The organism is [Anoxybacillus] calidus, assembly GCF_013760845.1.
Lineage (GTDB): Bacteria > Bacillota > Bacilli > Bacillales > Anoxybacillaceae > Paranoxybacillus > Paranoxybacillus calidus.
Genome location: NZ_JACDUU010000001.1, coordinates 218758 through 231436, shown reverse-complemented (window position 1 = coordinate 231436; position 12679 = coordinate 218758). Strand labels below are relative to the sequence as shown.

Genomic DNA, 12679 nt, shown 5'->3' with positions numbered 1-12679 from the left:
AATCAGCCCGGCATAGCAAGGCGCCTTCGCTTTTATTATTAAAACGCTGCCAACTCACGCATTGCTTTTTCCACTTTGTCAGGGTTTACCATGAAAAATTTCTCCATTGTTGGAGCATATGGCATTGCTGGTACGTCTGGACCGGCTAGACGCATAATTGGCGCATCTAAGTCGAATAAGCAATGTTCGGCAATAATTGCAGCCACCTCGCTCATAATGCTTCCTTCTTTATTATCTTCAGTGACAAGAAGAACTTTTCCTGTTTTGCTTGCTGCTTCAATGATTGCTTCTTTGTCTAATGGATAAACGGTACGCAAGTCTAATACATGAGCAGAAATACCATCTTGCGCTACACGCTCTGCTGCTTGAAGCGCGAAGTGTACGCATAAACCATAAGTGATAACTGTAATGTCTTCGCCTTCGCGTTTTACATCCGCTTTACCAATTGGCAATACGTAATCATCTTCAGGAACTTCGCCTTTAATTAAGCGGTATGCACGTTTGTGCTCGAAGAATAATACTGGGTCTTCGTCACGAATCGCTGCTTTTAATAATCCTTTTACATCATAAGGAGTAGATGGCATGACGATTTTTAAACCAGGCTGGTTCGCAAATACCGCTTCAACCGATTGAGAGTGGTAAAGCGCACCGTGAACACCGCCGCCATATGGTGCACGGATGACAACTGGGCAGTTCCAGTCGTTGTTTGAACGATAACGGATGCGAGCCGCTTCAGAGATAATTTGGTTTACTGCTGGCATGATGAAGTCCGCAAATTGCATTTCCGCAATTGGACGCATACCGTACATCGCTGCACCGATTGCTACACCAGCGATTGCAGACTCGGCCAGCGGCGTATCAATAACGCGCTCTTCGCCAAACTGCTCGTACAAACCTTGAGTCGCTTTAAATACTCCACCTTTTTTCCCTACGTCTTCACCTAATACAAATACGCGCGGATCGCGTTCCATTTCTTCGCGAATCGCCATCGTCACGGCGTCAATGTATGAAATTACTGGCATTCTTCATTCCCCCTTACTTCTCAGCATATACGTACTTCAATGCATGTTCTGGTTCAGCATACGGTGCTTTTTCTGCATAATCTGTTGCTTCGTTTACTTGTTTCATGACACGATCATGAATTTCTTTTTCTAATTCATCTGTTAAAACGCCGACTTCTTTTAAGTAGTTTGCAAATGAGATAATTGGGTCTTTCGATCTTGCTTCCGCTAACTCTTCTGGTGTACGGTATGCACGATCATCGTCGTCAGAAGAGTGAGCTGTTAAACGATATGAAACTGTTTCGATTAACGTCGGACCTTCACCGCGGCGCGCACGATCTGCTGCTTCTTTTACCACTTTGTACACTTCAAGCGGATCATTTCCGTCAACTGTATATCCAGGCATGCCATAACCAATTGCACGGTCAGATACTTTTTCGCATGCTAATTGTTTTTCAATTGGAACAGAAATCGCGTATTTGTTGTTTTCACACATAAAAATAACTGGCAATTTGTGAACGCCCGCGAAGTTCAAACCTTCATGGAAGTCACCTTGGTTAGAAGAACCTTCACCAAATGTAACGAATGAAACGAAATCTTTTTTCTCCATTTTTCCAGCTAACGCAATACCAACTGCATGTGGAACTTGCGTTGTTACTGGTGAAGAGCCTGTAACGATGCGGTTTTTCTTTTTACCGAAGTGACCTGGCATTTGACGTCCACCAGAGTTTGGGTCTTCTGCTTTTGCAAATGCAGAAAGCATTAATTCTGTTGGTGTCATACCAAATGCTAATACGACACCCATGTCACGGTAGTAAGGTAAGATATAATCTTTTGTGCGGTCTAAAGCAAATGCTGCACCAACTTGCGCTGCTTCTTGACCTTGGCAGGAAATAACAAACGGAATCTTACCAGCACGGTTTAAAAGCCACATGCGCTCATCGATTTTTCGAGCTAAAAGCATCGTTTCATACATTTCTAATACCGCTTCATCACTTAAGCCTAACGCTTTATGACGATTTTCTGCCATCTAAAAAACCTCCTTTATTCAATTAGAAATGAATGGCTTTTCCATCAACAGCTAACGCCGCTTCAGCCATTGCTTCTGATAATGTTGGATGCGGATGAATGGTATGTGCAACTTCCCATGGTGTTGCGTCAAGCACGCGGGCAAGACCTGCTTCGGAAATCATGTCTGTTACGTGAGGACCGACCATATGAACACCAAGCAAGTCATTTGTTGCTTCATCAGCAACGATTTTCACAAAACCTTCCGCTTCACCGAATACAAGCGCTTTACCAATCGCTTTGAATGGGAATTTACCAACTTTCACTTTATATCCTTTTTCTTTTGCTTCTTCTTCTGTTAAGCCGACGCTTGCTACCTCAGGACGGCTGTATACGCATTTTGAAATCATTGTATAGTCAATCGATGATGGATTTTGTCCAGCGATATGTTCAACGGCAACGATACCTTCGTGAGAAGCGACGTGAGCTAATTGCAATCCGCCGATCACGTCACCGATGGCATAAATATGAGATTCTTTTGTTTGATAAAATTCATTTGTTTTAATGAATCCTTTTTCGATAACGATGTCTGTATTTTCTAAGCCGATTCCTTCAATATTTGCCTGACGGCCGACAGAAACAAGCATTTTTTCTGCTGTAAACGCTTTCCGTTCACCTTTATGTTCTGCTTTAATAGTTACGCCGTTACCTTTTTCAAGCGTTTCAGGAAGTACTTTTGCGCTTGTTACTATGTTGATACCGCGCTGTTTTAATACTTTTTCTAATTCTTTTGAAACGTCATGGTCTTCTGTTGGTAAAATACGGTCTGCGTATTCTAATACCGTTACCTCAACACCGAAGTCATTCAACATAGATGCCCACTCAATACCAATGACACCACCGCCAACGATAATAATCGATGCCGGAAGTTTTTCTAATCGCAGCGCTTCGTCAGACGTAATCACTAATTCACCGTCAATATCCAATCCCGGTAATGTACGTGGACGGGATCCTGTCGCAATAATGACGTTTTTCGGAACAAGCATTTCATTTTCGTCGCCGTTGTTCATTTCAACAGAGATGGTTCCTGGCATTGGCGAGAAAATAGACGGTCCTAAAATGCGTCCTGTTCCTTCGTAAACGTCAATTTTCCCTTTTTTCATTAAATGTTGAACACCTTTATGTAACTGCTCAACAATTTTTTGTTTGCGTTCTTGTACCTTTGCAAAGTCTAACTTCACATCATTTGCAAGAACACCAAATTTTTCGCTTTCTTTTGTTTGTGCATATACTTCCGCACTGCGAAGCAATGCTTTACTTGGAATGCAGCCGGCATGTAAGCATGTACCGCCAAGTTTCCCTTTCTCTACTACTGCTGTTTTTAACCCAAGCTGCGCCGCACGAATCGCTGCTACATATCCGCCCGTACCGCCGCCTAGTATGACGAGATCATATTCTTTTGCCATCGTTTTCTCTCCTTTCTATTGCACAACTTCAGCTTTAGTAAAATTTCCAGGGTATACCTTCTCTTTCTCTTCACCGCGCAACACACGCAAAGCTCCTTCCGCAAGAGCTTGCAGTTCGTTTTCACCAGGCTGAACGATGACATCGGCAATCCAGTTGACGCGCTCTGCAATTTCTTTAACGAATTCTTTTCCATATGCCAAGCCGCCCGTTAATATGATTGCATCGACTTTTCCTTCTAACACTGCACTTGCAGCACCGATTTCCTTCGCTACTTGATAGGCCATTGCACTGTATACTAGTTTTGCCTTTTCATCGCCTGCTTCAATCATTTTCTCTACTTTCACAGCGTCATTCGTCCCAAGATAGCCGACAAGTCCACCTTGCCCAACAAGCATTTTCGTAATTTCATCTCTGTAATATTCTCCTGAGAAGCATAATGAAACGAGGTCGCCTGCTGGCACTGTTCCAGCGCGTTCCGGGCTGAATGGACCTTCACCATCTAATCCATTGTTTACGTCAACAACACGACCTTGTTTATGAGCTCCAACCGTAATTCCGCCACCCATATGGGCAACAATGAAATTTAGCTCTTCATACTTTTTGCCTAACTGTTTGGCAACACGACGAGCTACCGCTTTTTGGTTTAAAGCGTGAAAAATACTTCTTCTTTCAATCAAGGCAAAACCAGAAATTCTGGCAATTGGGTCAAGCTCATCAACAACAACCGGATCAACGATAAATGCAGGAATATTTAGAGCGGAGGCAATTTCGTGCGCTAAAATACCGCCAAGGTTAGAAGCATGCTGCCCCGCATATCCTTTGCGCAAATCTTCTAACATTTGTTCGTTCACACGATATGTTCCGCCTTCAATTGGACGCAACAGCCCACCTCGGCCGCAAACTGCGCTTAATTTAGAAATATTAATGCCTTCTTGGTCAAGCGTTTCTAAAATCGTTTGTTTACGAAACTCATATTGATCAATGATGGATTTATATGACTGAATCACATCTGTATCATGGCGAATCGTTTTTTCAAAAACAGAACGTTCATTGTCAAATACACCAATTTTTGTGGAAGTAGATCCTGGGTTAATGACGAGGATGCGAAATTCTTTTTCCTGCAAGGTGATGACCTCCATTTTCATTTTGAAAGAGGCTGACCCAAAAGTGCCTAACCTCACGCGAAATACACAATATATAGTGTTATGATTGAACGTTATGTACTATATACTGCAGTTGTGAGACCTGACACTTTGCTTTAAGGTCAGCTCCTTCCAGTTTTTTATTTTCGTTAGCGATTACGACGACGGCTTAAAATGTGTTGACCGTTTTGTAAGAATTGACTGCGAGATTTGCGCATTTTTTCGATCCGCTCTTCAGCAAGACGGTCTGCCGCTTTGTATGTTGGGATGTTGTCGCGTTTTGCAATCTCGAATACTTTTTCAATGTTGTTGTAGATTTGTTCTACTTTCTTCATCGCACGCTCACGGTTATAGCCGTATAACTCGTCAGCTACATTGATAACGCCGCCGGCATTGATGACATAGTCTGGTGCATAAACGATGCCCATTTCATGAATGATGTCGCCATGTCTTGCTTCTTTTAATTGGTTGTTTGCCGCACCAGCGATCACTTTTGCTTTTAATTGTGGAATGGTTTCGTCGTTGATGATTCCACCAAGCGCACACGGTGCAAAAATATCGCAGTCTACACTGTAAATGTCGTTAGGGTCAACAGCCTTCGCACCAAACTCTTCAACAACGCGTTGTACAGCTTCTTTGTTAATGTCTGTGACGATTAGTTTCGCGCCTTCTTCATGAAGGTGACGGCATAAGTTGTACGCTACGTTACCTACACCTTGAACAGCAATCACTTTACCTTGTAATGAATCGCTGCCAAATGCTTCTTTTGCAGCCGCTTTCATACCACGATATACACCATAAGCTGTTACAGGAGATGGATTGCCTGATGAACCGAAAGCAGGTGAAATACCTGTTACGTAATCTGTTTCTTCGTAAATGATATCCATGTCAGCTACTGTTGTACCAACGTCTTCCGCTGTAATATAACGACCATTTAAGCCTTGAATGAAGCGTCCGAATGCACGGAACATTGCTTCGTTTTTATCTTTACGCGGGTCGCCGATAATGACCGTTTTACCGCCGCCAAGGTTTAAGCCGGCAGCTGCGTTTTTGTAAGTCATGCCACGTGCTAAACGAAGTGCATCTTCAATGGCTGCTTCTTCTGATTCATACATCCACATCCGCGTACCGCCTAGGGCTGGCCCTAATGTTGTATCGTGGATAGCGATAATTGCTTTTAATCCTGATTCTTTATCTTGGCAGAACAATAATTGCTCATAGTCATATTTTTCCATATATTTGAAGATTTCCATCTTTTATTTCCTCCCCAAAAAATTTTCGTTTATTTTGATGCGGTACAAACCGCAAGAGCTAACGAATATAATTTGCTTTCTGCTGAATCTGCGCGCGATGTTAAGACAATAGGAGCTTTTGCCCCAGCGATTACCGCACCTACTTTCGCATTAGCAAAATATACTAATGACTTATAAAGCACATTTCCTGTTTCAATGTTAGGAACGAGAAGAATATCTGCTTGTCCTGCTACTTCGCTTTCGATCCCTTTATGCTCGGCTGCTAACATGGAAACAGCATTATCGAGCGCTAACGGACCATCAACGATACAATCAGCGATTTGTCCGCGCTTGTTCATCGCAGACAATGCAGCAGCATCGAGCGTTGCCGGCATCGCCGGATTCACGACTTCAACTGCAGCAAGCGGTGCTACTTTTGGATTTTCAACACCAATTGCTTTAGCTACCGAAACAGCATTAGCGATAATTTGTGCTTTTTGCTCTAAATCTGGCGCGATATTCATTGCCGCGTCCGTGACAATGATGTAGCGGTCATATCCAGCTACCTCAAATACAGCAACATGCGATAACACTTTTCCTGTACGCAAACCAAACTCTTTATTTAAAACGGCTTTTAAAATCGTTGCGGTTGGAACATTTCCTTTCATGAGTACATTTGCCTCGTTTAAATGTACAGCTTTTACCGCGAGTTCAGCTGCTTCTACTTTCGAGTTCGCATGTACAATTTGAATTTTGCCACTTTTTGCATAATTTTTGCTTTTTTGTGATACCAATTGTGAAATTTTTTCACGGTCTCCATAAAGGATAAATTGCCCAAAGTTATTGTCCAGCGCCATCGTTACCGCTTCAATCACTTCTTCATCTTCCGCTGCAGCGACAGCCACTGTCGTGTTTTCATATTGGGTTGCTTGGGTGACAAGTGACTCAAGCTTCATCTTCTGTTTCAACCCCTTTTTTGTAGCATTTCAACTCGGCACTATTCTTATATGCAAAAACCGTGCCAACATAAGAATGTTGAAAACGCTTTATTTTACATTTTTTATATATGCAATTTGTTGCATTATACGCAATTTATTGCATGTTGTTATTTGCAATCCCATACTTTTCTAACTTGTAATATAAGTTTCGAATGGAAATGCCTAACGCTTTTGCAGTTGCAGTTTTATTACCGTTATGTTTTCGCAACGCACGCTCAATCATACGCGCTTCATATTTCTCTACCATCTCCGCTAATGTCTGCTCTTCAACATCATCATTCGAAAAACGAATTGCTAAATCAGCCTCATTGCTAGGTATGCGCAATGCTGGGATATGTTTTACATCGATGAGCACTTCATTAAATTTCATAAAAATCATCGCTCTTCCTAAGACGTTTTCTAATTCGCGGACATTTCCCGGCCAATCATACGATAAAAGATAACGAATCGCTTCTTCTGTAAGCCCTTCGACATTTCTTCCGTAATCTTGGTTTAATTTTTGAATTAAATGTTGGCATAACGCTGGAATATCTTGCTTTCTTGCCCGCAAAGGGGGAATATAAATCGGCATGCGATTGAGACGATAATAAAGGTCTTCACGGAATGTACCATCGGCAATTGCCTTTTCTAAATTGACATTTGTTGCTGCAATGACGCGTACATTAATCGGAATGGGCTTGGTGCCGCCAACACGAACAATTTCCCCTTCTTGTAGTACACGTAACAGTTTTGCCTGCGTATTCGCTGACAGTTCGCCAATTTCATCAAGAAAAATACTGCCGTTATTGGCTTCTTCAAATAATCCCCGCTTTCCGCCTCGTTTCGCTCCAGAAAACGCACCTTCTTCATAACCAAACAATTCACTTTCTAATAACGATTCGGAAATCGCTGCACAGTTTACACGGATAAATTTGTTATACTTTCGATCACTTGCATTGTGAATCGCATGCGCAAATAGCTCTTTCCCAGTACCAGACTCACCGCGCAATAAGATCGTTACTGGTGTTTTTGCGGCTAATTTTGCCTGCTCAATCGCGACCATCATTTCTTCTGATGTTCCGACAATATCCGCAAACGAATATTTCGCTTCAAGCGTTCGAATAATTTGCCGCGCTCGATTCAACTCGTTTGTTAATCGCTGAATTTCTGAAACGTCATGAATGATGCCGACGCTTCCTTTTAAAATTCCATCAACAATAATTGGTGCAACATTAACGATGACATCACGGTTTTTCGGTCCGACTTTCATCCGTACGCCTCGTACAGGCCTTCTTGTTTTTAATACTTTCATATGCATACTTTCGCCTTCAGAAATATCAGCAGTAGCGGGTTTTCCGATTACTTGTTCCTCTGAAAGGCCGGTTATTCTCGTATAGGCCGGATTAATCAATATTCCTTTCCCATGTTCATCAACAACGGAAATCGCCTCCTCAGAGGAGTGAATAATCGCTTCAAGCATCATACGAATTTCTTTTAAATTGGTTATTTCTTCAGCCAGTTGAACAAATTCAGTAATATCTTTAAACACAGCAAGAGCGCCGAAGAGTCTCCCGGATTCATCAATCATTGGAACACGCGTTGTAATAATTTTTCTTCCATTTCCCAACGTGAATTCCTGATGAACTTCTGTTATTTTTGTTTTCAACACCCTTGGTAAACCACTAGTTGGAATAATTTCTAAAATATGTTTACCTATCGCATTCCCTTTCTTAACACCAATCATTTTCTCAGCACTATCGTTTACATGAGTAATATAGCCAAATTCATCCACCACAATCATGCCGTCATGCGTGGAGTTAAAAATAAGATCGTGTCTATTCTTTTCATTTTTCAATCTGGCAATGAGTTGTTCTTTTTCCTCTACTAATTGCGCTGTAATATAGGCGACCTCTCCGGGAATAACAACTGTATTTTTCTTGCGCATTTTGCGTATTTCTTTAAACACTTCGACATTCCCTGTCGCCTCGATGACAACATCAATATCTTCTGTTAAAAAAGGACGCCAATCGTGCCCAGTTTTAATATTCATCTCCCGGGCTAATAACATACCTGGCGCTTTTTCGTTAATATCAACAATTGCAACTACTTCCATGATTTTTGTTTCTTTCAAAATTTTTAGCAATGCGGTGCCACCTTTACCTGCACCGACAATCAACACTTTTTTCATTGCTATCACCACTTCTTGCAAATTTTTGCATACACCTACATCATAGCTGCATTTTCTTTTCTTGACAAATAAAATCAAACGTTTATCATTTTCTCAGACAATCATTTTTCCATGAAAGGGTTATTCAAGTTATGCAACGAATAATTGCATTAATCATTTTGCTCATTCCCGGCTTTTTAGCAGCGCTCGGCATCAAATGGATGCGAGATACGTTATTCGGCATTTTGCAGCCGCCTCTTCCGTTTCTTTGGCTCCAATTTCTGCTTGGTCTTCTTTTATTTTTAGCCGGCTTAGGATTTGTCGGGGGCTTTATTTTGCATCGTGATCGAAAACGCAATAAAGTACAGCCAAGGTTTCAACGGAAACAAAAAAACGGTCCGAACGCTTAATGTTCAGACCGCTTTTCTTTATATGGTTTTTAATACGTTTCTTGCCTTTTCGGGATAATCAGTAAAAATCGCATCCACATGATAACCAAACATTTTTTTCATGACTGCTTGTTTATTAATGGTGAATGGACGAACGGCGACGCCATGTTGGTGTGCCTCATGAACCAATGATTCATTGACTGTCGCATGGTAAGGATGCAGAGCCGATGCACCTATGGCTTGAACGTACTTCCATGGTTCATACAAACTTTCCATATATAACAGCGCTGTTTCGATTTCAGGAGCCATTCGATGACAACGCGCCATACTGTTATGGTTAAACGATGACAGAATAACACGTGTCTCCATTTTAAATTCTTTTACCATTTGAATGACCTGCTCTTCAAGCGTTTCATATTGAATGAATCCATTTTTCAATTCAATATTGAACAACAACTTCGTCTGTTTCCCCCACGACAACACTTCTTCTAATAAAGGAATCGGACAAAAGCCGTATTGCCCGGCAAATTTATAGCTCGCGTCAAATTTTCGCAACTCCTTGTATGTAAATTCTTTTACCCATCCCGTTCCATTCGTTGTTCGGTCGATTGTTTCATCATGAATGACGACAATTTGCCCGTCTTTTGTCATTTGTACATCCAACTCAATCCCATCTGCCCCTACTCGTTCCGCTTCTCGGAATGACACCATTGTATTTTCCGGATGTGTCCCCGCCGAGCCGCGATGCGCAAAAATTTTTGTCATGTATTTGCTCCTTTCCTATACTTCTCACAACAAACACTCATAATAAAAATATATGCCAAGTGCAGCAAAAGTTTGCTATACTGTTAGTTACCATGAAACAAAGGAGAGAGCTACCATGCGCCCTTTACAAATTTCATTGGAAACAGCGCAAAAGTTATCAAAAGCATTAGGAATGCCGATTGAACAAATTATGCATATGCCACAGCATATTTTAGTGCAAAAGCTTCTTGAGTTAGAAAAAGCGAAGAAGAAGGAAGAATAATAAAAAGGGTAGTCCTAATGATAAGGACTACCTCTGTTTCACAAAATTATGATGCCTTATGTTCTAAACGTAACTTATCAGCCACCATTGCGATGAATTCGCTATTCGTCGGTTTAGCTTTGGACATGCTGACGGTGTAAAATAGCGCTATATCAACGTTTTTGCGATATTTATACGATACGAAAAACGCATTATTTACCGGCTTCTTATTCATGTTTTCATCGGTAAAAAATGTTCACTTCTTAACGTTGATTCTAGCAAATGTTTAGCGAATTTACAAATAAAAATTAAACGTTATATATAATATGTAAAAAATCGACGAGCCACGCCAGTAGCCCGCCGTGTATATTACGCCATCAACGCCCCTTCGCGCTCAATTAACCGCGCTAATTCATGCGCTATTTTCTTAATATCGGACTCTTGGCGGACATGCATACTTTCGATATGAATCGTAAAACCACCGCCAGCACGTCCTTTATTTTTGCGGTATTCTTGCGCTTCACCGCGCGTTAGTACCATTTCTCCGCGATGCAGGCGCGCTGGGAAATTGTCGTAAGGAACGTAGTTAAGACCGCCGGCATAACCTTTCGGCGTTTTCTCTTTATTTCCTTTAATTTTGTCCCACACCCATCTAGCGCCCCACTCAATCGCTTTCCGTTTGGCTAATCGTGCGGTATCTTGCGGACTACCGAGCATCTGTAAAAGCGTAGAACCTTTAACCGCTTCGTTAAATCCGTCCAAAACGCCCTTACCGATGGCCTTACCGACTTTAGCCGCGACCGGCGTGATAACTTCTATTGAAGCATCGATTGCCGCCGTTAAAATTTGAATGAGTGTCGAAACGGTGTTTTCGATTTTTTTACTACCGCCGTTGTTTAGCCAACTTAAAAAGCGCTGATAGATGTCCTCGATGACAAATTGAACCTTACCGAATATCGTAGTTCGTCGCTTAAATTCCTCGGAATTGGTAAGAGAGGAAAACCAATTATAAAGAGAGGTTGCGGTGTTAGTCATTCCGGTTATGATTTGTTTAATGATATTAGCTCCGATATTCGCGAAACGTGTTAAATCGCCGCTGTCCAGTCGGTTGAGTAAGTTTGTGAGAAAGTTGTTCAAGACCTCAAGTGATGGCGTCCCCATTTGACGAAATGCTACGGCCATTCGTTCTTTAATCTGACTCCATTTTGCGAGCGTGTCGTTACCGATTGTGTCAATCGTTTTTCGCGTAACGCCCATTTTGTTCAGAAGTTCGTCAAGCCCCTTCACTGCTTTGTCAAAAGAAAGATTTTTAAGGTCGTTTAAAACTTTACGGTTAAGGTTGAAGCGCTCAACGAGAGATTGAGCGTCTTTTCCCATCAGAAACTCACGCAAAGCAAAGCTTGCGCCTTCCATCCCTTCTTTATCGTTCAAAACGAATAAACGCTCAGACAAATCATATAACTTTTTCAATCGGTTAATATCTTTCGTCATCGGCAAGAACGCTGACGCTGCCGACATCATGTCCTGCGAATTAAGCAACGGCGAGTTAATCGCTATTTTTTCAATCTCCGACATGAGCTGTTTCGCCTTATTTACGTCGCCCATCATTGCCGTGATTAGCCCTTGCGAACGCTCATATCGCGCAGCTTCACCGATTGTCGCGTTAAACGCTTTATGCGCTGCAACTGCGCCGCCAATCGCAGCAGCAAGCCCGACAAAACTACCGCTTAATCGTGACGCTGCGCTGGAAACGCGACTCATTCCGCTACTCATTTTCGTAACAGAGATGTTCGTTGACTTTAGCGCATTGTTCATGCGTTCGGTTACGCGTTGCATTCGTTTAAAAGGCGCGGAAAGATTATCAATAACTTTGAGTCTTGCAACTAGATCAAACGCCATTGAGCCCTGCCTCCCTTTCGATTTCGTCCATTATCGGGTCATACTCATCAAGTAGATTGCCAATCCTAGTTGCTTTGCGGCTTAATTCTTCGACATATCCAAGCGTATTGTAAATGTCGACATACTCGATGCTTTCGTCAAGAATCCGCAGTGAATGGTCGGCTAAACGTGAGAAAACCGGATCGGACCGCAACGCTTGGAAAAATAAGCGATAGCTCTCGAAATTTTTGACGCGCGACTTTGAAATGCGTTTGCGTTTAGCCATTGCGTCAGATAAGTCGCGCCCGTCACTCAAAAACTGCGCTACCTTGTTCATGCGTGCAACAAAAACGTCGTTGTTCATTCATCGTTTCTCTCCTCTCGTATAGAAATAAAAAAGGCGCCTAGTTGG

The 12679-nt window shown here is 42.1% G+C and carries 12 protein-coding genes and 1 pseudogene; 2 read left to right on the top strand and 11 right to left on the bottom strand.

The window, feature by feature from the left end; translation table 11 throughout:
- Positions 1-38: 38 nt before the first annotated feature.
- The 7 genes from HNQ85_RS01295 to HNQ85_RS01265 all read right to left on the bottom strand — a co-directional run bounded on the left by HNQ85_RS01295 (position 39) and on the right by HNQ85_RS01265 (position 9015).
- Complete coding sequence (locus HNQ85_RS01295; RefSeq protein WP_181535460.1) at positions 39-1022, bottom strand: alpha-ketoacid dehydrogenase subunit beta; 984 nt, start codon at positions 1020-1022, stop codon at positions 39-41.
- Positions 1023-1035: 13 nt separating this feature from the next.
- Positions 1036-2031 carry a thiamine pyrophosphate-dependent dehydrogenase E1 component subunit alpha gene (locus HNQ85_RS01290; RefSeq protein ID WP_181535458.1) on the bottom strand — a complete coding sequence of 332 codons (996 nt, stop codon included), beginning with the start codon at positions 2029-2031 and terminating at the stop codon, positions 1036-1038.
- Positions 2032-2053: 22 nt separating this feature from the next.
- On the bottom strand, positions 2054-3475 hold the full coding sequence (gene lpdA / locus HNQ85_RS01285) for a dihydrolipoyl dehydrogenase (protein ID WP_181535456.1): 1422 nt from the start codon (positions 3473-3475) through the stop codon (positions 2054-2056).
- A gap of 15 nt (positions 3476-3490) precedes the next feature.
- Complete coding sequence (gene buk, locus HNQ85_RS01280) at positions 3491-4600, bottom strand: butyrate kinase (RefSeq protein WP_181535454.1); 1110 nt, start codon at positions 4598-4600, stop codon at positions 3491-3493.
- A gap of 167 nt (positions 4601-4767) precedes the next feature.
- On the bottom strand, positions 4768-5871 hold the full coding sequence (gene bcd / locus HNQ85_RS01275; protein WP_181535452.1) for a branched-chain amino acid dehydrogenase: 1104 nt from the start codon (positions 5869-5871) through the stop codon (positions 4768-4770).
- 29 nt (positions 5872-5900) lie between these two features.
- A complete protein-coding gene (yqiS, locus tag HNQ85_RS01270) occupies positions 5901-6806 on the bottom strand; it encodes a phosphate butyryltransferase (RefSeq protein WP_181535450.1) in 906 nt (301 codons plus the stop codon).
- 136 nt (positions 6807-6942) lie between these two features.
- Positions 6943-9015 (bottom strand): sigma-54 interaction domain-containing protein, encoded by a 2073-nt coding sequence (locus HNQ85_RS01265; protein WP_181535448.1) that lies wholly within the window; start codon positions 9013-9015, stop codon positions 6943-6945.
- Between the two features lie 131 nt (positions 9016-9146).
- On the opposite strand from HNQ85_RS01265, the gene HNQ85_RS01260 reads away from it, so the two are divergent.
- Complete coding sequence (locus tag HNQ85_RS01260; RefSeq protein WP_181535446.1) at positions 9147-9404, top strand: DUF2627 domain-containing protein; 258 nt, start codon at positions 9147-9149, stop codon at positions 9402-9404.
- An 18-nt stretch (positions 9405-9422) separates the two neighbouring features.
- Here HNQ85_RS01260 and HNQ85_RS01255 read toward each other — a convergent pair whose 3' ends face one another.
- Entirely contained in the window at positions 9423-10148 is a 726-nt protein-coding gene (locus tag HNQ85_RS01255; RefSeq protein WP_181535444.1) for a glycerophosphodiester phosphodiesterase, read from the bottom strand.
- Positions 10149-10263: 115 nt separating this feature from the next.
- Between HNQ85_RS01255 and HNQ85_RS01250 the strand changes: the two genes are divergently transcribed.
- The gene (locus HNQ85_RS01250; RefSeq protein WP_181535442.1) at positions 10264-10410 is read left to right on the top strand and encodes a YycC family protein; all 147 of its coding nucleotides are present in this window, start codon (positions 10264-10266) and stop codon (positions 10408-10410) included.
- A gap of 46 nt (positions 10411-10456) precedes the next feature.
- On the opposite strand, the pseudogene HNQ85_RS17980 reads toward HNQ85_RS01250, so the two are convergent.
- The 3 genes and pseudogenes from HNQ85_RS17980 to HNQ85_RS01235 form a co-directional block, all read right to left on the bottom strand.
- A pseudogene (locus tag HNQ85_RS17980) lies at positions 10457-10555 on the bottom strand (sporulation transcription factor Spo0A); the annotation flags it as partial.
- A gap of 203 nt (positions 10556-10758) precedes the next feature.
- Positions 10759-12288, bottom strand: coding sequence for a hypothetical protein (locus HNQ85_RS01240; RefSeq protein WP_181535436.1), 1530 nt, complete (start codon positions 12286-12288; stop codon positions 10759-10761).
- Positions 12278-12631: a hypothetical protein gene (locus HNQ85_RS01235; protein WP_181535434.1), complete on the bottom strand. Its 354-nt coding sequence runs from the start codon at positions 12629-12631 to the stop codon at positions 12278-12280. Before HNQ85_RS01235 ends, HNQ85_RS01240 begins: the two co-directional genes overlap by 11 nt.
- Between the last annotated feature and the right edge of the window lie 48 nt (positions 12632-12679).

What these genes read in the sequence shown, in the direction of transcription:
- HNQ85_RS01295 (WP_181535460.1), bottom strand. Translation starts at nt 1,022, where the DNA reads ATGCCAGTAATTTCATACATTGACGCCGTGACGATGGCGATTCGCGAA.
- HNQ85_RS01290 (WP_181535458.1), bottom strand. Translation starts at nt 2,031, where the DNA reads ATGGCAGAAAATCGTCATAAAGCGTTAGGCTTAAGTGATGAAGCGGTA.
- lpdA (WP_181535456.1), bottom strand. Translation starts at nt 3,475, where the DNA reads ATGGCAAAAGAATATGATCTCGTCATACTAGGCGGCGGTACGGGCGGA.
- bcd (WP_181535452.1), bottom strand. Translation starts at nt 5,871, where the DNA reads ATGGAAATCTTCAAATATATGGAAAAATATGACTATGAGCAATTATTG.
- yqiS (WP_181535450.1), bottom strand. Translation starts at nt 6,806, where the DNA reads ATGAAGCTTGAGTCACTTGTCACCCAAGCAACCCAATATGAAAACACG.
- HNQ85_RS01265 (WP_181535448.1), bottom strand. Translation starts at nt 9,015, where the DNA reads ATGAAAAAAGTGTTGATTGTCGGTGCAGGTAAAGGTGGCACCGCATTG.
- HNQ85_RS01260 (WP_181535446.1), top strand. Translation starts at nt 9,147, where the DNA reads ATGCAACGAATAATTGCATTAATCATTTTGCTCATTCCCGGCTTTTTA.
- HNQ85_RS01255 (WP_181535444.1), bottom strand. Translation starts at nt 10,148, where the DNA reads ATGACAAAAATTTTTGCGCATCGCGGCTCGGCGGGGACACATCCGGAA.
- HNQ85_RS01250 (WP_181535442.1), top strand. Translation starts at nt 10,264, where the DNA reads ATGCGCCCTTTACAAATTTCATTGGAAACAGCGCAAAAGTTATCAAAA.
- HNQ85_RS01240 (WP_181535436.1), bottom strand. Translation starts at nt 12,288, where the DNA reads ATGGCGTTTGATCTAGTTGCAAGACTCAAAGTTATTGATAATCTTTCC.
- HNQ85_RS01235 (WP_181535434.1), bottom strand. Translation starts at nt 12,631, where the DNA reads ATGAACAACGACGTTTTTGTTGCACGCATGAACAAGGTAGCGCAGTTT.